We start from the raw sequence: 22668 nt of genomic DNA, 5'->3' as shown, positions 1-22668 counted from the left end.
TGAAACAAAAAAAGAATAAAAGATATTTTTAGCACACTATTCGAAAGGATAGGCCGCAAAGCTTAGAGTCTACGGTAATACATATTGGTTACTAAGATCGTCTGGTTGCACATTTTTGATGCAACCGGACGGTCTTTTTTTGTTATATAAATATAAAAAATAGGAGGGAACTATGCAAATGAAAAGTACTAAAAGGCATATTTCAATGGTTTCATTAGTTTTTCTAGTATTATTTTCAGTGCTGAATGTGTGGGCTCCAGTTATTCAAGCTGCTGTGATGAAAAGTCCAGTGGACGAAATTAATATTTCCCGTACTGATGGCACGACATCTGAACCGTATCAAGCCTCAGATGGTATGAAAGTAGAAGTGAAGTGGTCAGCTAAAGAAAAAATAAAAAGTGGAGATCAATTCACAATTGATATGCCAAAAGAGTTTCGAAAAGACCTTATGAATATGAATTTTCCTTTAAAAGATGCTGAAGGAAAAACAGTTGGTACATGTGAGATGAAAAAGGGTCTATTAACGTGTACTATGGGTGATTACGTAGAAGGAAAGAATAACATTAAAGGTTCTTTATTCGTAGAATTCTACTTTGGTTTAGAAGCATATGATGGTGTTAAAGAAATTCCATTAGAATTTAACGTTGATGGTCAAATCGTTAATAAAGAAGTAAATGTAAGTAATACGACAGAGAGACCGAAGCCACAGCCCAATACAGATAATCTATTGAAATGGGGTTCTTATAATCAAGAAGATCCTTCGATTGCTGATTGGCTTGTATATGTAAATGCAACTGGAACAGAAATGCAAGATCTTAAATTAACAGATACATTAGGACCTGGGCATGAGTTAATTACAGACAGCGTAGTATTAGAAGAGGCTGTATTTGAAGATGGTTATGCACCAACAAATATTAAGCCAGCAGATTTATCTAACATTAAAATAAATGCAACGAAGACTGGATTTACAATTGAGTTTCCAGACAGTTCAAAAGGCTATATTTTAAGATATAAAACAAAGGTTACAAATCCTGCTGCGAAGCCTCATAAAAATACTGTGAAATTAGAAGGTAAAAATATTAAAACTGAAGAAAAAGTAGGACAAGTATTTGTAAGTGGTGGGGGAGGATCCGGTTCAGGTGACAATAATCCACCTAGCATTGAAAAAAATATAGTTGATGAGAATGGCAAGCTTGTAGAGAATGAGCAGTTAACACGAATGGATCAAGTTATTCAATACCAAGTTGGTACACATATACCGAACGATCCTCCTAAATACACATCTATGGTAATTAGTGATGATTTAGAAGATATTTTAGAAGTATTAGAGGCAAAGGTGTATGATCAAAATGGCCAAGATATTACTTCTAAAGGAACGTTAAATATAGATAAACAAAGAAGTGAAGTAACATTTACATTTGGTGAGAGTTTTGACTATAAGTCATATGAAGACCAGATAATTAACCTTAGTATTAAGGCGAAAATTAAAAATAATGCAGACTTATCTTCTTACGTAGATAAGAAGATTCCTAATAAAGCGGAATTACATTTTGATGATAAAACATTAACATCAAAAGAAGTAACTATTACGCCGCCTGAAGCTCCAAAAGATGGTACAGTATCGCTTCATAAAATAGATTCTGAGAATCCGAACAAAGGGTTAAAAGGTGCCGAATTTGAAGTTCGAAATAGTGCAAATGAAGTTGTTGTAAAACTGAAAACGGACGAAAAAGGTTTTTCAGTACCTCAAACTTTAGCTCCTGGGACGTATAAAGTTTATGAAACAGTAGCACCAGAAGGATATCAAAAATTAACAAGCCCAGTAGAGGTTACACTTCAAGCTGGAGAAACAAAAACAATTGAAATTAAAAATACTATGCAAAAGGGTCAAATTGAAGTAAAGAAAATTGATTCGGAAAATGGTGAAAAACCATTAGCAAATGCAGAGTTTGATATAGTAAAAGACGGTGTAGTAGTCGAACATATTGTTACAGATAAAGATGGTAAGGCAATCTCTAAACCGTTAGCACCAGGAAAATATATTTTAAAAGAAACAAAAGCACCTGAAGGCTACCAATTAAAAGAAACAGAGTTCGAAGTAAATGTAACAGGGGACGGCATATTCCCAATACAAGTGGAAAATGCAATGGTAGACAAAGGTAATATAGAAATTACAAAAGTGGACAAAGAAAACGGGGCAGTATTAGCCGGTGTCGAATTTGAAGTCCAAGATGAGAAAGATGACGTAGTAAGAAAAGTAGTAACAGATAAAGATGGAAAAGCAAACGTTTCAGATCTATCAGTAGGAAAGTACAAATTAGTAGAGACGAAAAGCTTACCAGGTTACAAAAATCTAGCAGAACCAGTACGATTTGAAATTACAAAAGGTATGACAAAAGCTTTAATAATAAAAGTAGAAAATGAGCAGTTAGACAAAGGCTCAGTAGAAATTACAAAAATAGATAAAGATAGTCAAAAAGTATTAGAAGGCGTAGTCTTCGAAGTGCAAGATGAGCAAGGAAAAGTAGTAACAGAAGTAAAAACAGATAAAGATGGTAAAGCAAAAATCTCAGATTTATCAGTAGGAAAGTACAAATTAGTAGAGACGAAAAGTTTACCTGGCTACAAAAAGCTAACAGAACCAGTATCATTCGAAATTACAAAAGGTATGATAACAGTCCTATCATTGAAAGTAGAAAATGAACAGTTAGATAAAGGTTCAGTAGAAATTACAAAAGTAGATAAAGACAACAAAAAAGCATTAAAAGGCGTAGTCTTTGAAGTGCAAGATGAAGCTGGAACAGTAGTAAAGGAAGTAAAAACAGATAAAGATGGTAAAGCAAAAATCTCAGATCTATCAGTAGGAAAGTACAAATTAGTAGAGAAAGAAAGTTTACCAGGCTATAAGAAACTAACAGATCCAGTATTATTTGAAATTAAAAAAGGCATGACTGAAGTTCTATCATTAAAAATAGAAAATGAAATGGTAGATACGGGAAATGTAGAGATAACAAAGATAGATAAAGATAATAAAGCACCGTTAGCGGGAGTAACATTCATCGTCCAAGATGAAAAGGGGAATGAAGTTACAAAAGTAGTAACAGATAAAGATGGAAAAGCAAATGTTTCAGATTTACCTGTAGGAAAGTATGAATTAGTAGAGGTAGAAAGTTTACCTGGTTATAAAAAGCTAGAAAAACCAGTATCATTTGAAATCAAAAAAGGCATGACCGAGGTTCTATCATTAAAAGTAGAAAATGAAATGGTGGATACAGGGAATGTAGAGATAACAAAAATAGATAAAGATAGTAAAGCTCCATTAGAAAATGTTGTATTTGAAGTACGTGATTCAAAAGGAAAAGTAGTTGCGAAAGTAACGACGGATAAAGAAGGAAAAGCAAACGTTTCAGATTTACCTATTGGGAAGTATGAGTTGGTGGAAGTAGAAACACCGGCAGGATACAAACCACTAGAAAAGCCAGTTTCATTCGAAATTGAAAAGGGTAGAGTAACAGCGCTAAAGCTAACAGTAGAAAATGAATTAGTGGATACAGGAAATGTAGAAATTACAAAAGTAGATAAAGAAAATAAAGATGCTTTAGCTGATGCAGTATTTGAGATTCAAGATGCAGCAGGACAAGTAGTCGCTAAAATAACGACAGATAAAAAAGGACAAGCACAAGTTACTAATTTATCAGTCGGCACATACAAGTTAGTAGAAGTAAAAGCACCAAAAGGATATAAGCAATTGGTAGATCCGATTACTTTCCAAATTGAAAAAGGCATGACAAAATCTCTTGCTTTAACAGTAGAAAACGAAATGTTAGACAAGGGAAATGTGGAAGTAACAAAAGTAGATAAAGATAGTCAAAAAGTATTAGAAGGCGTAGTCTTCGAAGTTCAAGACGACAAAGGCAAAGTAGTAACAGAAGTAACGACAGATAAAGATGGAAAAGCAAACGTTTCAGATCTATCAGTAGGAAAATACAAATTAGTAGAGACGAAGAGCTTACCAGGTTACAAAAAATTAATAGAACCAGTATCATTCGAAATCAAAAAAGGTATGACGAAAGTTTTATCATTGAAAGTAGAGAACGAACAGTTAGATAAAGGTTCAGTAGAGATTACAAAAGTGGACAAAGAAAGTGGCGCAGTATTAGCGGGCGTAACATTCGAAGTGCAAGATGAAAAAGATAAAGTAGTAACAAAAGTAACGACAGATAAAGAAGGAAAAGCAAACGTTTCCGATTTATCAGTAGGGAAATATAAGCTAGTAGAGGTAGAAAGCTTACCAGGATATAAAAAATTAGCAAAACCAGTATCGTTTGAAATTAAAAAAGGCATGACAGAAGTCTTATCACTAAAAGTAGAGAATGAACAGTTAGATAAAGGTTCATTAGAAATTACAAAAGTGGACAAAGACAGCCAGAAGGCATTAGAAGGCGTAACATTCGAAGTGCAAGATGAAAAAGGCAAAGTAGTAACGAAAGTAACAACAGATAAAGAAGGAAAAGTAAAAATTTCAGATCTATCTGTAGGAAGTTACAAACTAGTAGAAGTAGAGAATTTACCAGGCTACAAAAAATTAACAGAGCCAGTATCATTCGAAATTAAAAAGGGTATGACAGAAGTCTTATCATTAAAAGTAGAGAATGAACAGTTAGACAAAGGTTCAGTAGAAATCACAAAAGTAGATAAAGATAGTCAAAAAGTATTAGCAGGCGTAGTCTTCGAAGTACAAGATGAGCAAGGCAAAGTAGTAACGGAAGTAAAAACAGATAAAAATGGTAAAGCAAAAATCTCAGACTTATCTGTAGGAAAGTACAAATTAGTAGAGAAAGAAAGCTTACCAGGTTACAAAAAATTAACAGAACCAGTATCGTTTGAAATCAAAAAAGGAATGACAGAAGTTCTATCATTAAAAATAGAAAATGAAATGGTAGATACGGGAAATGTAGAAATTACAAAAATAGATAAAGATAATAAGGCACCGTTAGCAGGTGTAGTCTTTGAAGTTCAAGACGACAAAGGCAAGGTAGTAACGAAAGTAACGACAGATAAAGCTGGAAAAGCAACAGTTTCAGATTTATCAGTAGGAAAGTACAAGCTAGTAGAAGTAGATAGTTTACCAGGCTACAAAAAATTAGAAAAGCCTGTACCATTTGAAATTAAAAAAGGTATGACAAAATCTTTAACGTTCACTGTAGAAAATGAAATGGTAGATACGGGGAATGTAGAAATCACAAAAATAGATAAAGACAGTAAAGCTCGATTAGAAAATGTTGTATTTGAAGTACGTGACTCAAAAGGAAAAGTAGTTGCAAAAGTAACAACGGATAAAGAAGGAAAAGCAAACGTTTCAGATTTATCTATTGGAAAGTATGAGTTAGTAGAAGTAGAAACACCGGCAGGATACAAGCCACTAGAAAAGCCAGTTTCATTCGAAATTGAAAAAGGTAGAGTTACAGCATTACAATTGACTGTAGAAAATGAATTAGTGGATACAGGAAATATAGAAATTACAAAAGTAGATAAAGAAAATAAAGATGCTTTAGCTGATGCAGTCTTTGAAATTCAAGATGCAGCAGGACAAGTAGTCGCTAAAATAACGACAGATAAAAAAGGACAAGCACAAGTTACTAATTTATCAGTTGGCACATACAAGTTAGTAGAAGTAAAAGCACCAAAAGGATATAAGCAATTGGTAGATCCGATTACTTTCCAAATTGAAAAAGGCATGACAAAATCTCTTGCTTTAACAGTAGAAAATGAAATGTTAGACAAGGGAAATGTAGAAGTAACAAAAGTAGATAAAGATAGCCAAAAAGTATTAGAAGGCGTAGTCTTCGAAGTACAAGATGAGCAAGGCAAAGTAGTAACAGAAGTAACGACAGATAAAGAAGGAAAAGCAAACGTTTCAGATCTATCAGTAGGAAAATACAAATTAGTAGAGACGAAGAGCTTACCAGGTTATAAGAAGTTAACGGAACCAGTATCATTCGAAATTAAAAAAGGTATGACAAAAGTCTTATCATTGAAAGTAGAGAATGAAAAGTTAGACAAAGGTTCAGTGGAGATTACAAAAATGGCCGCTGAAAGCAAGGAAGTCTTATCAGGAGCTGTGTTTGAAGTTCATGATGACAAGGGAAAAGTGGTAGTGAAAGTAACAACAGATAAAGATGGAAAGGCAAAAATCGCAGATCTATCTGTAGGTAACTACACACTAGTAGAAGTAGAAGCACCAAAAGGATATGAAAAATTAACTAATCCAATTCCATTTGAAATTACAAATGGAATGATAAATGCAGTTCAATTAGAAGTATTAAACAAATTGAATCATTTAGCACCACCAGGTCCAGAAACACCAGATCCAGAGATACCTGGAACACCGAATCCAGAAAAGCCTGGAACACCAGATCCAGAGATACCTGGAACACCGAATCCAGAAAAGCCTGAAAAAGAATTACCGAAGACAGGGCAGAAAATGCCTGTGGAACCATATATGGGAGCACTTCTTGTAATGATGAGTTTTGGGTTACTCGTATTAGGTAGAAAACAGCAGAGATAATAAAGGTGAAAAGGTATCCTCAAAGTATTTGAGGATACCTTTTTTAGCATAAAAAAAGCATCTAGCAAAAGAACTAGATGCAAATAAAAACACATGGGAAGACAAAATTCTTCCCGTTTCCCGTATGTAATTATATCAAAAAAATTATAAAAAACTAGCTATATTTAAAATATAATTTTAAAAAAAGTTATATACATAAATAATTGCAATACTCGCAGTTTTATCTTCCTGAAAAAGTTATTTCTTTAGTTCCGAATATTAAGACTAATGTTGATAAATCTTCAGATAATTAGAAATAATGTCCAAAAGGATATATAATATGGCTTAAGAAATAGTTTTAATGGATTACATATATTTCATTTGGTGTATTAATTGAATATCATAATTTTTAATTTTATTAAGCAAGAATCTCGGTTACTTATTGCATTTCTAACATAGGGTGAGAAAGAAAAATACAATAGTGTGGAGGTTTTTATAATGACGTTTGTTCTTAGTAAAATGAGTGGCTTTAGCATAGAAGAAAAGGTACATGAATTTGAATCTAAAGGGTTTCTTGAAATCTCAAATGAAATCTTTTTACAAGAGGAAGAGAATCATCGCTTATTAACACAAGCACAGTTAGATTATTATAATTTGGAAGATGATGCGTACGGTGAATGCCGTGCTAGATCTTATTCAAGGTATATAAAGTATGTTGATTCACCAGATTATATTTTAGATAATAGTAATGATTACTTCCAATCTAAAGAATATAACTATGATGATGGCGGGAAAGTTAGACAGTTTAATAGCATAAATGATAGCTTTTTATGTAATCCTTTAATTCAAAATATGGTGCGTTTCGATACTGAATTTGCATTTAAAACAAATATAATAGATACAAGTAAAGACTTAATTATAGGTTTACATCAAGTAAGATATAAAGCTACTAAAGAAAGACCATCTTTTAGTTCACCTATTTGGTTACATAAAGATGATGAACCAGTAGTGTTTTTACACCTTATGAATTTAAGTAATACAGCTATTGGTGGAGATAATTTAATAGCTAATTCTCCTCGGGAAATTAATCAGTTTATAAGTTTGAAGGAGCCGTTAGAAACTTTAGTATTTGGACAAAAGGTCTTCCATGCCGTAACGCCACTTGGAACAGAATGTAGTACGGAGGCTTTTCGTGATATTTTATTAGTAACATTTTCTTATAAGGAGACAAAATGAGAGAGAATAAAATAATTATGATTTCTGGAGCCAATAGCGGTATAGGTCATGCTTGTATAAAATACTTTTTAGAAAAATCATTTCATGTAATAGCGCTTGATATTAATAATAATAACTTAATAGATTATATGAAAACAGATATGCCTTTGAAAGTAGTGCAAATTGATTTAAGTAATAGCGAAGCGATTCATAATCTTTTTACTCAATTAGATTTAGAAAAGCTTTCTCCTGATATATTAATAAATGCAGCTGGTATTCGAGAGATAACACCTGTTTTACATTTATCCGATGATATGTTTAAAAAAGTAATTGATGTAAATTTAGTAGCCCCATTTATCCTTTCTAGGGAAGTAGCTAAGCGATGGTGTGAATCGAAAATAAAAGGTTGTATTGTGAATATAGCATCGGTTTCTGGATTAATGGCTGAACCAGAGCGAGCTGCTTATGTGGCATCAAAGCATGCCTTAATCGGATTGACTAAACAGATGGCTATGGAATTTGGGAAGCAAAATATAAGAGTAAATAGTATTTCTCCCGGTGTTATTAGAACTGAACTTACAGAAGAATACTTTAGTAATAAAGCCTTGATGTCTATGATAAAAAGTAATCAATCTTTAGATACTTGGGGGTTGCCGCAGGATATTGTTTCATGTATTGATTACTTGATTTCTGATCAGGCCCGCTTTATTACTGGTTCTAATTTTGTAATTGATGGTGGTTGGACTGCAGGGAAAAATTTGTAATTGAGTGTTTTTGAGGAAAAGCACCTGTCCTTTTTTAGGCTGGTGTTTTTCTCACTATAAACCGAGTTTTTATTGGAGGGGAATTAATTTGCTTCAAAAAAGTTTTAAGCAAGAGAAAACGGTACCGGCCTTAAAGATGATAGCATCAATGGTTATCTTTGGATCAGTTGGATTTTTTTCTGTTCAAACAAACTTACCTTCGTTTGAATTAGTGTTTGTAAGGTGTATTTTTGCGACAATATTTTTAAGTGTATGCTGGCTGCTTACAGGGCAATATAAACAAGATAAATGGGAACGAAAAGAAGTTATTCAAGTTTTAATATGTGGCTTTTTCTTAGTATTTAATTGGGTTTTCTTATTTAAAGCCTTTGAAAATATGTCAGTTACAATTGCTATCTCAGTTTATCATCTTGCACCAGTAATTGTACTGTTAATTGGAAGTATCGTCTTTAAAGAAAAATTAACATTAATATCTATCATTTCAATAGTTGTGTGTTTTGTGGGAGCTTTATTAATTGCTGGTATCGATGGAAGCTTCTCTTTCGGTTCATTAATGTCTTCAGGTATGATATGGGGATTTCTTGCAGCTCTCTTTTATGCATTTACAACTTTATTTGGTAAAGGGATTAACAAAATGAGTGCGTATGCAATGACATTTTTACAAACATTCTTGGGGATATTTCTTTTAATACCATTTATAGATTTAGATGCTTTTAGTGGCCTCACTCAAAGTAATTGGACATATATTATAGCTACTGGTTTTATTCACACAGGGATAGTGTATTATCTGTTTTTTGATAGTTTACGCCATTTATCTACAAAAACAATCTCAATATTAGTTTTTTTAGATCCGGCAGTGGCAATATTATTAGATACTGTACTTACTGGATTCCGTCCAACTTTAATGCAAATAACAGGAATTCTTTTTATTTTTATTGGCATGACTTTAACATTAAAAAAATCTAAAGATAAAAAACTGAGCCAAAAGGAAAAGCGAATTGAAAGCGATGCTAGTATATCTCAACAATAATGAAATATATTGTGTATAAAACGATAAACCTTGCATGAATCATGCAGGGTTTATTTGGTTCAATATAATTCATATTTATAATATGTAATTTTAAAAACTGAGGTATGTTTTTTAACATGCTTTTGATTCAACTATTTATATTTGACTATAAATTTACAAAATTGTATATAAAACCTTATTTTTTGATAATATATAAGTAATAAATTCCTAGAATTGGAGTGATGAGATGCAGCCGTTAGAAAGGGAGATTCATTCTAATATGCTGAAAGTGTGGAGGATTCACGCTTTAATTGGGGCGGCAGTTATACTAACAGTCGTAATTGCGTATTTCTTTTTTATGATTAACTTTAACTGGTGGGGCTGGTTGTTTGGACTATTAGTAACAGGAGCTATTATATTTATTCCACTTGATTATTTTGTGTTTCCAAATTTACGTCAGCGCTATTATAGTTACAGATTAAATGAAGAAGAGATTGAGACTCAAAAGGGAATGTTCGTTGTAAAACGCGTACTTATTCCGATGATCCGTGTGCAGCACGTAACGATTGAGCAAGGGCCGATTATGAGAAAGTATAATTTAGCAGAATTACACATTTCAACAGCCGCAACTTCTCATAGTATCCCAGGTTTAATGAAAGAAGAAGCAGAACAGCTGAAAAGACAAATTGGAGAACTTGCGAAAGTGAGTGATGAGGATGTATAAGAGGCAACATCCGATCACGATATTGTTAGGTATTAGGGTTGCGAGTTTGTTGCCTTTTATTTTGCTTGTTCTATTTCGCTCAGATGGTGAAGTGGAACCTTGGTATTTATTTCATCTTGTTCTCTTGGCCTTATTATTTATTATGGCTATTTTCTCAGCTATAAAATGGTATTTCAAGGTGTATTGGGTTGAAAATAATATTTTACATATAAAGCATGGTGTGTTTGTTAAGAAAGAAAGCTACTTAAATAAAGAACGTGTGCAAAATGTTAGTACATCTTCTAACATCATTTATCAAATACTTGGACTTACAAAATTAAATATAGAAGTTGCAGGCGGCGGTAGTGAGCCAGAAGTGATGTTAGCTGGTATTAAAGAAGATGAAGCGAAGGGACTAATTGCTTTATTACATAAAGAAAGAAGCGTTGTGGCTGAAGAGGTGCCTGCGGGAGAAGGTAGTAAGACAGTTTATCAGTTAACAGCGAAAGAAATTTTATTCGCATCTATTACATCTGGTAGATTTGGATTAGTGTTTTCTATGTTAGTAATCCTTTACACAGAGTTTAATCAATTTCTACCAGAATGGCTCATCAATAAAGTGGAAGCGTATGTGATGGATAACGGTGTATATGAATTAATCGTTATGGCCGCAATTTTAATGGCAATTTCTTGGATTATTTCAACAGCGGGCTATGCGTTAAAATATGCAAACTTTAAAATTGAGCGAAACGGAAATGAAATTCGAATCGTACAAGGGTTATTTGATAAGAAAGAGTTTGTGTTAAAATTACACCGCATTCAAGCAATTACTGTGAAAGAAGGAATACTTCGCCAGCCTATCGGGTATTGTTCTGTCGAAGTAGAAGTCATTCAAAGTATAGAATCCGCTGGGAATGAAGTGATGCTACATCCTTTTATGAAGAAAAAAAATGTGCAGCAGTTACTCGCATATTTACAGTTGCCGTATGAAATGGAGGAGGAAATCGTTCATTTACCGAAAGCGGCATTGCGCCGTTACATCATCATGGGCTGGATTACAAGTGCTGTGCTCGCTGTGCCAATTGCCGGTGCAAGTATATATTTTAAACAGTATATTGCATTGTTCACTCTTATCCCGCTATGTATCGCATTTACAATACTCGCATACGCTCGTTATACTAGCGGCGGTTATATGATGAAAGAAAACCAATTAACAATGGTATACAGAGGTCTTGCGAAATATACAGGAATCATGCGTAGAAGACATGTTCAAGCAGTGGGGTACAATCAATCGTATTTTCAAAAGAAAGACGAGTTATGTACAGCTGTCGTATCGGTAGCGGGGCATCGTTATAAAGTGAAGCACATGCGAAAAGAGGACACACTTCGTATATATAATTGGTACAAAGAAAAAGGAAACACCGGTGTGTAATGGTGTTTCCTTTTTGTTATTAAATGTATATCTTTAGTCGAATCGTTGATATATTTCAAGATGTGATAGATAAATTGAAAAAATCGTTGATATATTCAAAGATATGATAGATATATTCGAAAAATCGTTAATATAATTTCACGTACTGTCAGTGTTTTATCACTTTTTAATTAAACTAACACATCAAAAGTAGTCACAAAAGAAGGACGAGAGAAAATACTCTTTTGCTGTTCGGCATGTGGATGCGCCTGTGCCTGTGCTTGTCCTTCTGCTTGTGCAGGGCGTTTTTTATGAGCATTTTCGAATGAACGTGATTCTGTCCAGTCTTTAAAGTTTTGCTCTGTTTCCCACATCGTTAAGATGACATATGTATCGTTACTTAATGGGCGTAGAACACGGATCGCTTGGAATCCTGGTTCGTTTTCAATAAGGCCTGCGCGGTTTTTAAAGCGGTTTTCAAATACTGGGCGACCTTCGTCTGTGACAGAAATGTTGTTACAAACGATATAGCCAGATTGTCCTTTAAATTCACCGACAGCATCTAGTACGTCATACTGAAGTGAGCCTTCTACAGATTCTTCTGTATTTTCTTTATAAAACATATTTTTCTCATCATTTTTTGCAGTGAAATGTGATTGTTCTAGAGGTGTTTCGTATGAAATAATAGCCTTCACTTTAATGCCCCCTTAATAGTTTGTTTCTATTATATCAACTCTCTTAAAAAACTTCGAAGATTATATACATAAAGATACTTCTTTTTCAAATAATAAATGTACCATCATTTGGAAAGAAGGACGATGTATGAAGAAAGTAAAGTGGACTTTATTAGGCGGCGTCGCAACGTTTGTAGTAGCAATTGTACTCTATAAACTTATCGTGTTAGCTGGTGGCTATATGATGGATGAAAAGCAGCTCGTTTTCCACTCTTCATCACGTATTGTTGACCAGAAAGGAAAAGAAATTACGAAATTATACGTAGAAAATAGGGAACTCGTACCAGTCGAGCAAATTCCGAAGTATGTGCAGCAAGCGTTTGTTGCGGTGGAAGATTCTCGTTTTTATGAGCACCAAGGAATTGATTATCCGTCTATATTCCGGGCTCTTTATAAAGATACGTTAGCTGGAGAAAAGGTAGAGGGCGGTAGTACCATTACGCAGCAACTCGCTAAAAATGTCTTTTTAACTCGTGAAAAAACATTTACGCGCAAATTGAAGGAAGTCGCAATCTCTCTTCAATTAGAGCAAAAATATACGAAGCAACAAATTCTTGAAATGTATATGAATCATATTTATTTTGGTCATGGGGCTTACGGTATTCAAGCGGCAGCAAAGTTGTATTTTAATAAAAATGTTGAGGATTTAACGGTAGAGGAAGGGGCAATGCTTGCAGGCCTTCCGAAGTCACCAAACGGATATTCACCGTACTACTCTGCAGAGAAGAGTAAGGAACGCCGCGATCTCGTGTTGTCACTTATGCATAAACAAGGCTATTTGACTGCCGAAGAAAGCGTTCGCTATCAAGGAAAGACAATTGCTCTTTATAAAAACTTAGATGAGAATGAGCTTGCATATATGCCGTATATTGATATGGTCATAGATGAAGCCGCTCGTTTATACGGGTTGTCTCATCAAGAAGTACTTCGTGGAGGATATACGTTTGTCGTACCTATGGATGAAAAAATTCAAAAGGTAGCGTATAACCAGTTTCAAGATGCAAGGAATTTTCCTGGGAAAGAAGAGGGGACTCAAGGTGCATTTTTATTAATGGATAATCGTACGGGAGGGATTAAAGCGGCGATTGGGGGAAGAAAGTACGTCCCGAGAGGATTTAATCGTGTTTTTGCCAAAAGGCAGCCCGGATCTGTTTTAAAACCACTTATCGTCTATGCACCGGCACTAGAAACGAAAAAGTATAATCCGTATTCTTTATTAACAAATGAAAGAAATTCTTTTGAAGGGTATGAACCTCGAAATTATAATCATGAGTATTCAAAAGAAATGACGATGTATGATGCGATTTTAGAGTCGGCAAACGTACCAGCAGTTTCTTTATTAAATGAGTTAGGGGTAGAAGAAGGAAAGCAGTATTTAGAAAAAGGAAATGTCCATATTGCAGATGCTGGTTTAAGTACAGCGCTTGGCGGATTGAAAAATGGCGTTTCAACATTTGATCTTGTAAAAATGTATCGTTCATTTTTAGCAAATGGAAATATTATTGAGCCGCACGTTATTGATAAAGTATTAAATAGACACGGTGCAATCATTGGGGAATCGCCAAAAGTAGAGACGAAAATCTTCTCGAAGCAGACAGCATGGTATATGACGAAAATGTTAGAAGGAGTTGTGAAGGAAGGAACAGCGAGAGTTGGTGTATATAACGGTGCGTTAGCTGGGAAAACAGGTACAACTTCATTGCCAAATGACGATAAGGGAGCAAGAGATATGTGGTTCGTCGGCTATACACCGAACTTAGTAGGCGCTGTTTGGATTGGTTATGACCGTACGGATAAGGAGCATCAGTTGCAAGGAGAAAGTGCATCTGCGACAAAATTATTTAAGAAAATTTTAACGAAGGCTAATGTAGAGCATAAAGAGAAGTTTATGAAACCTGAAGGTGTGGAAACAATCGGTGCTCCGATTCGGCTACGAAGAATTGAAGATGTAAAAATGAAACTATCATTTAGTCCTTTCGGTTTATTTAAAACAAAATTAAGCTGGACGCCACTTCCAGATAACAGAATTATGTACCGAATCTATAGAGTGGAGAACGGAATTCATACGCATGTTAGCACTGTAAACGGTGCTGGAGAATATGAGGAAAAGTTCGTTAACATATTTTCAAAACCGAGCTTTTACGTTGTACCATATAATACACAAACGAATCGCGAAGGAGAAAAGTCGAAAGTAGCTAAACCATAGTTTTTCTCTGTGTTATAATAAGAATGTTGTGAAAATAGTAAGCGTTTTTAAGAGTGTTTGTGTCAATTTAATGAACAACGTACATAATATTATGCATTTTGTTTTTACAAGCTGTATAGTAAAAAAAGATAAATATCGAACGTATTCGAAGCATTGGTAAGGAAGGGAGCAAGGGTCTTGGTAAGAACTATAAATGAGACATTTTTAAAAGCATGTAGGGGGGAACGTACCGATTATGTACCAGCATGGTATATGCGTCAAGCAGGTCGTTCACAGCCGGAATATAGAAAGATTAAAGAAAAGTATTCTTTATTTGAAATTACACACAATCCAGAGTTATGTGCTTACGTTACAAAATTGCCGGTTGATCAATATAACGTAGACGCAGCAATTCTTTATAAAGATATTATGTCACCACTACCTGCAATTGGTGTGGATGTAGAAATTAAATCAGGTATTGGCCCAGTTATTGATAATCCAATCCGTTCTTTACAAGACGTAGAAAAACTAGGGGAAATCAATCCAGAAGATGACGTACCGTACATACTAGATACAATTCGTTTATTAACGACAGAAATGTTAGACGTACCGTTAATCGGTTTTTCAGGAGCTCCATTTACATTAGCGAGCTATATGATTGAAGGCGGTCCATCTCGTAACTACCATAATACGAAAGCGTTCATGTATGCAGAGCCAAAAGCTTGGTTCGCTTTAATGGATAAACTAGCAGATATGGTTATTACATATTTAAAGGCGCAAATTAATGCAGGAGCAAAAGCAGTTCAAATTTTCGATTCTTGGGTTGGAACAGTAAATGTAGCAGATTATCGCGTATTTATTAAACCAGCAATGGAGCGTATTTTTGCAGAAGTTCGTAAGATGGGTGTACCGATGATTATGCACGGCGTAGGAGCTGCACACTTAGTGAATGAGTGGCACGACTTACCGCTTGATGTAGTCGGCTTAGACTGGCGCTTACCGATTGAAGAAGCACGTGCACGTGGCGTTCATAAGGCGGTACAAGGTAATATGGACCCTTCATTCTTACTTGCGCCATGGTCTGTTATTGAAGAACATGTAAAAGGTATTTTAGATCAAGGGATGGAACAGCCGGGTTATATCTTTAACTTAGGTCACGGTGTATTCCCAGAAGTAAATCCAGATACATTAAAACGTTTAACTACATTTATTCATGAATACTCTAAAGGGCAGTTAGCGAAGTAAAGGAGAATTGCTGTATGAAAAAGAAAATTGGTTTGCTTGTAATGGCATACGGAACGCCATATAAAGAAGAAGATATTGAACGTTACTATACACATATTCGTAGAGGAAGAAAGCCAAGTCCTGAAATGCTGGAAGATTTAACAGAGCGTTACCGTGCAATTGGTGGTATTTCTCCTTTAGCTACTATTACATTAGAGCAAGCTAAGAAGTTAGAGAAGCGTTTAAATGAAGTACAAGATGAAGTAGAGTACCATATGTATCTTGGCTTAAAACATATTGAACCGTTTATTGAAGATGCGGTGAAAGATATGCATAACGACGGAATACAAGATGCAATCGCACTTGTTCTTGCACCTCACTATTCTACTTTTAGCGTGAAATCATACGTTGGACGAGCACAAGAAGAAGCTGAGAAACTTGGAAACTTAACAATTCACCGTATTGATAGCTGGTATAAAGAGCCGAAATTCATCCAGTACTGGGTCGATGCAGTGAAAGGTATATATAACGGCATGTCAGACGCAGAGCGTGAAAAAGCAGTACTAATCGTATCTGCACACAGCCTACCAGAGAAAATTATTGCAATGGGCGATCCATATCCAGATCAATTAAATGAAACAGCTGATTACATCGCGCGTGGCGCTGAAGTAGCAAACTATGCGGTAGGCTGGCAAAGTGCAGGAAACACACCAGATCCTTGGATTGGTCCAGATGTACAAGATTTAACGAGAGAACTAAATGAAAAGCACGGTTATACTTCATTCGTATATGCACCAGTTGGATTTGTTGCGGAACATTTAGAAGTTTTATATGACAACGACTTTGAGTGTAAAGTTGTAACGGATGAAATTGGCGCGAAATATTATCGTCCAGAAATGCCAAATGCATCGGACGCATTTATTGATTGCTTAACAGATGTTGTATTAAAGAAAAAAGAATCTGTACTGTAAGAAGAAAGGGGGAGCCTGCTTGAGGAAAAAAGTTGTGATCGTCGGCGGAGGCATCACTGGATTAACAACAATGTATAATTTACAAAAAAATATTCATGAAAAAAACTTGCCGATTGATACATTACTTATAGAAGCATCGGGTAAACTTGGCGGAAAAATTCAAACCGTTCGAAAAGATGGATTTACAATTGAACGCGGACCGGATTCTTTCTTAGCACGAAAAGAAAGTGCAGCTAGATTAGTGAAAGAATTAGGTCTTGGCGATGAACTTGTAAATAATCAAGCCGGTCAATCATTTATCCTCGTAAACAATCGGTTACATAAAATGCCGAGCGGATCAATGATGGGAATTCCAACGCAAATTACGCCGTTTCTATTTTCCGGGCTGTTCTCCCCAATTGGTAAATTAAGAGCTGGTTTTGATCTATTAATGCCGAGGTCAAAGCCAGTATCTGACCAATCACTCGGACAATTTTTCAGACATCGCCTCGGAAACGAAGTGGTTGAAAACTTAATAGAACCGTTACTATCAGGTATTTATGCAGGGGATATTGATGAAATGAGCTTAATGTCAACATTCCCGCAAATGTATCAAATTGAGCAGAAACATCGCAGTATTTCACTCGGTATGCGTACGCTCGCTCCGAAAGAAGAGAAAGCTGAACCGAAAAAAGGAATCTTCCAAACAGTGAAAACAGGTTTAGAATCTATCGTAAAATCTCTCGAAGCAAAGATGCATGAAGGTACGATAATAAAGGGAACTCGCATTGAAAAAGTTGCAAAACAGGGTAATGGTTATACGATTACTCTTAGTAACGGAAAAGAAATAGAAGCGGACGCCATCGTAGTGGCAACTTCGCATAAAGTATTGCCGTCCATGTTTGCTCAGTACAAGCAGTTTCGTTTCTTCCGTAATATTCCATCCACATCCGTTGCGAATGTCGCACTTGCTTTCCAAAAGTCCGCAATCCAGCGCGATATTAATGGTACAGGATTTGTCGTATCACGAAATAGCGATTACACCATTACAGCATGTACGTGGACGCATAAAAAATGGCCACATACAACGCCAGAAGGAAAAACACTCCTTCGCTGTTACGTTGGACGTGCTGGTGATGAAGCGGTTGTAGAACAAACTGAAGAAGAACTCGTTCAGCTCGTACTAGAAGATTTACGAAAGACGATGGATATTACAGAGGATCCAGAGTTTACAATCGTAAGTCGCTGGAAAGAAGCGATGCCTCAATATACTGTAGGCCATAACGAGCGAATGAAAAAGCTCACAACATTTATGGAGAAAGAGTTGCCTGGTATATACTTGGCAGGTAGTTCCTATGCTGGTGCTGGACTTCCAGATTGTATTAATCAAGGTGAGGAAGCTGCAAAGCGTGTATTATCTCATTTGGAGAAAGTAATAGATGCTGAATTAATCGCACAATAAACGAAACGCCTTCAATTATATTGAAGGCGTTTCGTTTATTGTATAAAATACTTATTCGCCAATAAACATATATAAGTTATTTGGCTTTATAACGGCATCTCCTGCATAAATAACCCACTCTGTTAAGTTATCAAAATCTAAATGATAACTATTTCCTTCACTCATATCTTCTATAAAATATGGTTCATTAATGAGTATTCCTTGAATGAAATCTTCCGTAATGTTTTGCATTTCAAACCACATATGTTCACTTTTTCCTTCTTCGTAGGAGACACCAAACTTAGCAAGGAAACGAAAATCTTCATTTGATTGTTCAATGTGAAAAATGTTGCTGAAATACCCGAAAGTATTTTTCGCATTGTAAGCCATACGAGCCGTTTCACTATTTGTTTTATAGAACATGAGCCCTGTAGCTTCCTCGTGTTCTTTGAAAAAACTTTCAATATATTCTTCTGAAGTATTAAATTTGAATAAGAGAACGGATGGAGATTGATGGTATTCATCTCGGGCATCCATTCCGCCTAAGAATGTATTTTGTGCATTTATTGGTTGTAGTTTCACTTCTTCATCCTCGATTGAAGATAATTGGTCCATACTCGTTTTATGCCCTATATAAGATAATCCTTTTTCCCACGGAACAGCGACTGTATGTATAGAACCTTGCTGACTATGCGCGATAACGATAGGCTCATTCATAGGGACTTGTCCATTCTCAACGGCATTATTAGCAAATGTTTGAAAGAGATCGCCAATGCCGTAGTAGGAAGAAATGCGATTTGGAATAATTAACTCTATTTCAGTTACGCCTGCTCTTAAAAGACCATGTGTATGAAACCAATATTGCGTAGGCTCATCATCTTTATCGTCTTCATAAACAGAATGAATAACGTACAAGTCAGGAATGTCAGGTAATAATTCATTTTCAACGTGATATTCAATATAGCTTCTAGATATCACTTTCATTGCTGCACTTGAATCGATTACAAATAACAAATCTGGGGCGAGATTCCATAAGAACTGTAACTGCTGGAAAAAGCAGTCCAGTACATCGCCTACAAATAGCGTACGAGTGAAAATTTCAGTGCCGAAAGCTGCATCTTCAAAATTACGATCTACGATTGTAGCATCTTGTCTATTGTACATTTTATATCCTTCTGGATCGTTCGGTTCATCAATATGCAGTTCATACGGTATGACTGTTTCACCCATATGTAATTCAACAATAAGGCTTGTCTCATCACTATAAACAATTTTTAACTCATCAACTTTAGTAGCGATAGTTTCTAGTCGCTGTTTTAACTGCTCAATTGTAATTCTAGTTGGTATAACGGCAATCATATCTGAAAAATGACGTTCTAATGTTCCATTCATAGCTGCGCGGTATGTTTCTGTTTGCACTTCCATCCAATCACTCCTATTCAAATGAATCCATTTTACATGCTAATTAAATGTCGATATTTTCTGTTTTCTCTCCCTAACATTATAGAGTGTATTTGTAGAAGGTGTAAAATTATTATTTTGTATTATAGTTTGAAAGCTTGTAAATTAAATAAATCTTTTGTAAAATTTGTCGAAAAATAGTTCTATATAACGAATCATTTGTTATGATAGAAATGCTGAGAAAATATGAAATAGGGAGAGGAAAATGGCTGTGAAGAAATTGTTAAGCGTCTTTTTATCATTCTTGCTATTGCTTTCATTTACTGGAACTTTAGCGCAAGCAGAAGAAACTGCTTCTATGTCAGTAGAAAAAGCAATTCAAGTATTTAAGCAGCAAGGGAAAACGAAGGGGATTGTGGAAGGATATATTGTTGGATATACGCAAAGTTCTTCTAAATATACGAAGGATCCAGCTAAGTTTGATGATACAAACGTAGCAATTGCAGATTCGCCAAACGAAACGAATCCAGACAAAATCATGCCCGTTCAGTTGCCAAAAGGTGATGTGAGAACGGCAGTGAATGTAAAAGATCACCCTGAAAATATCGGGAAGAAAGTTAGTTTGACTGGGACTCTTGAATTATATTTTAGTAACCCAGGTCTAAAATCAGTAACAGCTTATAAGTTTCAAGGTGAAGGACAAAATCGTGTTAGCGATGTAGTAGCTTCGCCGAACGGCGGAGAAGTTGCTAAAGGAACAGCGGTAACATTAACGACGAATACAGAAGGCGCAACAATCTACTATACGTTAGATGGCTCTAATCCTACTAATAAAACCGTTCGTTATAATGGACAAATTATAGTGAATGAAAATAGTGTAGTGAAAGCAATCGCAGAAAAAGAAGGACTTACTCCTTCAGCAATTTCGACATTTTCATTTATTATCGTAAATAATGAACAGGTTCGTATTCATGACATTCAAGGGAAATCACATATGTCTCCTTACAACGGGAAGAAAGTAAACAATGTGGAAGGCGTTGTCACAGCGCTTGATAAAAACGGCTTTTATATAGAAGATAATCAGCCAGATAATGATCCAGCTACTTCAGAAGGTATGTACGTATATAAAAAAGATGCGAATGTAGCAGTAGGAGATCTTATTCAAGTTGATGGAGTAGTAGAAGAATATGTTGGACCAGGATATGCAGAACGATTTGAAACAGACTTAACGACGACTGAAATTAAAGCGAGCCGCGTTGCTGTAATCGCAAAAGATCAATCTTTGCCAGCACCGATTGTACTTGGGGAAAACGGTGTGAAAATCCCGGACCAGATTATTGATAATGATGCATTTGGTTTATTTGATCCAAATGAAGATGCAATCGACTTCTATGAAAGTATAGAAGGTATGCGTGTTACGATGCCAACACCAAAAATTATTACACCTCAGAAAAACGGAAATTTATATGTAACAGTAAAAAATGGTGGAGATAAAATAGTAACACAATATGGCACACCTCTATTAGATGAAAATCAATTAAACCCAGAGCGCCTTTCTGTAAAAGTACCTCGCGATTATGTAGCAAAAGTAGGAGATACTTTTACTGGAGATATAACAGGGGTAGTAGGATATGATTACGGTTCTTTCCGTATTTCGCCAATAACAGAACTGCCAGCTGTAGTGGATGGTGGATTTAAGCAAGTAGGGGCAAATATTCAGCCACGTCTTGATAAGTTAACGGTTGCTACATATAACATTGAAAACTTCTCAGCGAATAAAAAAGAAACAACAGATGAAAAGGTAAAAGCGTTAGCGTATTCTATTAAATACAACTTAAAAATGCCAGATATTATCGGTGTAGAGGAAATGCAAGATAATAACGGATCAATTAATGACGGTACAACAGATGCGTCATTAAGCGCAAAACGTATCATTGATGCAGTTCTAGAAATTCGTGGACCGAAGTATGAGTATGTAGAAATCGCTCCAAACAATAATCAAGACGGAGGAGCACCAGGAGCGAATATTCGCGTCGGCTTCTTCTATAATCCATCACGCTTGAAATTAGCGACGGTACCAAAGTTACTTGATAAAAATGTTGTTCGTATTGGAGACGAAAATCCATTATTTGAAAGTACACGTAAACCGTTAGCGGCAGAATTTACGTTCCAAGGACAAAACATTGTTGTCGTTGCAAATCACTTAAACTCAAAACTAGGAGATGCAACGCCATTTGGAAAAGTGCAGCCGCTCGTATTAAAAAGTGAAGACAAACGAATTCAGTTAGCACAAGAAGTAAATCATTTCGTGCAAGGAATTCAGAAAAAGAATACGAATGCACCAGTTGTCGTGTTAGGTGATATGAACGATTTCGAGTTCTCTAAACCACTAAAAGCACTAGAGGGAACAATCTTAAAAGATATGTTAAACACAGTGCCGAAAGAGAATCGTTACACTTACATTCACGAAGGAAATGCACAAGTGTTAGATCATATTTTAGTAACAAACAACATCGCACCGCACACAATTGTAGATCCAGTGCACTTAAACTCAAACATAATGAAAGAGCACGGACGTGTAAGCGACCATGACCCAGTACTTGCTCAAATTGATTTGAAGAAAGCTTCTTAAAGAAAGGAACGCTTAGGTGACTAAGCGTTCTTTTTTTGCATCGTTATAGAATAGTATAAAGAGATTATTCCTTTTTTTGTAATCTAATGATAAAGTTGATTGAATATTTAGTTTTTAATAAGGGGGACAACAATGCAGTTACAAATAAATGGAAAGGTAATGAATCAGTTTGCAATTTTTTTTAGTACGATCATCATGCTTCAGTTTGTAGCTGATATAACAGGACTTACAAGCAATCTAGATATTACGTATAACTTAATACATACAGCAGCTTCTTATATAACATTTAGTTTGGCGGTTATTTTCACTTTAATAGGTGCAAGAAGAGAATTAAGTAAATATGCAATTGTTTCATTATGTTTAGTTGTAGGTATTAAAGCGATTTATTTTGTAGCGGTTGTTATTTTATGGGGGTTGGCAGGTACGCCATAAGCGAATAGTAAATAAACCCT

At 35.3% G+C, this 22668-nt stretch carries 14 protein-coding genes and 1 riboswitch; of the genes, 12 read left to right on the top strand and 2 right to left on the bottom strand.

Translation table 11 applies throughout. The features are described from left to right. Positions 1-20 precede the first annotated feature (20 nt). Positions 21-113, top strand: a riboswitch (cyclic di-GMP riboswitch). Positions 114-172: 59 nt separating this feature from the next. From OXT04_RS16790 to OXT04_RS16765, 6 genes are all read left to right on the top strand, one after another. Next, positions 173-6568 carry a SpaA isopeptide-forming pilin-related protein gene (locus OXT04_RS16790; protein ID WP_267416095.1) on the top strand — a complete coding sequence of 2132 codons (6396 nt, stop codon included), beginning with the start codon at positions 173-175 and terminating at the stop codon, positions 6566-6568. Between the two features lie 477 nt (positions 6569-7045). Beyond that, positions 7046-7783: a 2OG-Fe dioxygenase family protein gene (locus OXT04_RS16785; RefSeq protein ID WP_023521378.1), complete on the top strand. Its 738-nt coding sequence runs from the start codon at positions 7046-7048 to the stop codon at positions 7781-7783. After that, positions 7780-8526: an SDR family NAD(P)-dependent oxidoreductase gene (locus OXT04_RS16780; RefSeq protein ID WP_001208939.1), complete on the top strand. Its 747-nt coding sequence runs from the start codon at positions 7780-7782 to the stop codon at positions 8524-8526. Before OXT04_RS16785 ends, OXT04_RS16780 begins: the two co-directional genes overlap by 4 nt. Before the next feature lie 88 nt (positions 8527-8614). After that, positions 8615-9556, top strand: coding sequence for a DMT family transporter (locus OXT04_RS16775; protein ID WP_000939632.1), 942 nt, complete (start codon positions 8615-8617; stop codon positions 9554-9556). Between the two features lie 226 nt (positions 9557-9782). Beyond that, complete coding sequence (locus OXT04_RS16770) at positions 9783-10259, top strand: PH domain-containing protein (protein ID WP_267416092.1); 477 nt, start codon at positions 9783-9785, stop codon at positions 10257-10259. Further along, the gene (locus tag OXT04_RS16765) at positions 10252-11670 is read left to right on the top strand and encodes a PH domain-containing protein (protein ID WP_061660098.1); all 1419 of its coding nucleotides are present in this window, start codon (positions 10252-10254) and stop codon (positions 11668-11670) included. The genes OXT04_RS16770 and OXT04_RS16765 overlap by 8 nt, the downstream gene beginning before the upstream one ends. A 170-nt stretch (positions 11671-11840) precedes the next feature. Here the strand turns inward: OXT04_RS16765 and hmoB are convergent, their stop codons facing one another. Next, positions 11841-12344, bottom strand: a complete 504-nt coding sequence (gene hmoB / locus OXT04_RS16760; protein ID WP_000644096.1) for a heme-degrading monooxygenase HmoB — start codon at positions 12342-12344, stop codon at positions 11841-11843. A 127-nt stretch (positions 12345-12471) separates the two neighbouring features. On the opposite strand from hmoB, the gene OXT04_RS16755 reads away from it, so the two are divergent. From OXT04_RS16755 to hemY, 4 genes are all read left to right on the top strand, one after another. Next, positions 12472-14589, top strand: a complete 2118-nt coding sequence (locus OXT04_RS16755; protein ID WP_267416087.1) for a transglycosylase domain-containing protein — start codon at positions 12472-12474, stop codon at positions 14587-14589. Between the two features lie 177 nt (positions 14590-14766). Then, positions 14767-15813: a uroporphyrinogen decarboxylase gene (hemE, locus tag OXT04_RS16750; protein ID WP_000252604.1), complete on the top strand. Its 1047-nt coding sequence runs from the start codon at positions 14767-14769 to the stop codon at positions 15811-15813. A 14-nt stretch (positions 15814-15827) separates the two neighbouring features. Next, positions 15828-16763 (top strand): ferrochelatase, encoded by a 936-nt coding sequence (gene hemH, locus OXT04_RS16745; protein WP_267416084.1) that lies wholly within the window; start codon positions 15828-15830, stop codon positions 16761-16763. 19 nt (positions 16764-16782) lie between these two features. Further along, positions 16783-18204, top strand: coding sequence for a protoporphyrinogen oxidase (gene hemY / locus OXT04_RS16740; protein WP_267416082.1), 1422 nt, complete (start codon positions 16783-16785; stop codon positions 18202-18204). A 51-nt stretch (positions 18205-18255) separates the two neighbouring features. On the opposite strand, the gene OXT04_RS16735 is transcribed toward hemY, so the two are convergent. Further along, positions 18256-19608 (bottom strand): DUF4026 domain-containing protein, encoded by a 1353-nt coding sequence (locus tag OXT04_RS16735; protein WP_267416080.1) that lies wholly within the window; start codon positions 19606-19608, stop codon positions 18256-18258. 241 nt (positions 19609-19849) lie between these two features. Between OXT04_RS16735 and OXT04_RS16730 the strand changes: the two genes are divergently transcribed. Together OXT04_RS16730 and OXT04_RS16725 are read left to right on the top strand one after the other, a co-directional pair. Continuing rightward, positions 19850-22216: a DUF6359 domain-containing protein gene (locus OXT04_RS16730; RefSeq protein WP_267416078.1), complete on the top strand. Its 2367-nt coding sequence runs from the start codon at positions 19850-19852 to the stop codon at positions 22214-22216. Between the two features lie 132 nt (positions 22217-22348). Further along, positions 22349-22648 carry a hypothetical protein gene (locus tag OXT04_RS16725; protein WP_001176844.1) on the top strand — a complete coding sequence of 100 codons (300 nt, stop codon included), beginning with the start codon at positions 22349-22351 and terminating at the stop codon, positions 22646-22648. Positions 22649-22668: the final 20 nt, after the last annotated feature.

Source organism: Bacillus sp. GC_Bacil_1 (assembly GCF_026540675.1).
GTDB classification, from domain to species: Bacteria; Bacillota; Bacilli; order Bacillales; family Bacillaceae_G; genus Bacillus_A; species Bacillus_A cereus.
The sequence above is the reverse complement of the archived record's forward strand: the minus strand, read 5'-3'. Positions and strand labels throughout refer to the sequence as shown.

Bases quoted from the DNA above. Each gene is read 5' to 3' on its own strand.
- OXT04_RS16785 (WP_023521378.1), top strand. From the start codon at position 7,046: ATGACGTTTGTTCTTAGTAAAATGAGTGGCTTTAGCATAGAAGAAAAG.
- OXT04_RS16755 (WP_267416087.1), top strand. From the start codon at position 12,472: ATGAAGAAAGTAAAGTGGACTTTATTAGGCGGCGTCGCAACGTTTGTA.
- OXT04_RS16780 (WP_001208939.1), top strand. From the start codon at position 7,780: ATGAGAGAGAATAAAATAATTATGATTTCTGGAGCCAATAGCGGTATA.
- OXT04_RS16765 (WP_061660098.1), top strand. From the start codon at position 10,252: ATGTATAAGAGGCAACATCCGATCACGATATTGTTAGGTATTAGGGTT.
- OXT04_RS16725 (WP_001176844.1), top strand. From the start codon at position 22,349: ATGCAGTTACAAATAAATGGAAAGGTAATGAATCAGTTTGCAATTTTT.
- OXT04_RS16735 (WP_267416080.1), bottom strand. From the start codon at position 19,608: ATGGAAGTGCAAACAGAAACATACCGCGCAGCTATGAATGGAACATTA.
- OXT04_RS16730 (WP_267416078.1), top strand. From the start codon at position 19,850: ATGGCTGTGAAGAAATTGTTAAGCGTCTTTTTATCATTCTTGCTATTG.
- OXT04_RS16770 (WP_267416092.1), top strand. From the start codon at position 9,783: ATGCAGCCGTTAGAAAGGGAGATTCATTCTAATATGCTGAAAGTGTGG.
- hemH (WP_267416084.1), top strand. From the start codon at position 15,828: ATGAAAAAGAAAATTGGTTTGCTTGTAATGGCATACGGAACGCCATAT.
- OXT04_RS16790 (WP_267416095.1), top strand. From the start codon at position 173: ATGCAAATGAAAAGTACTAAAAGGCATATTTCAATGGTTTCATTAGTT.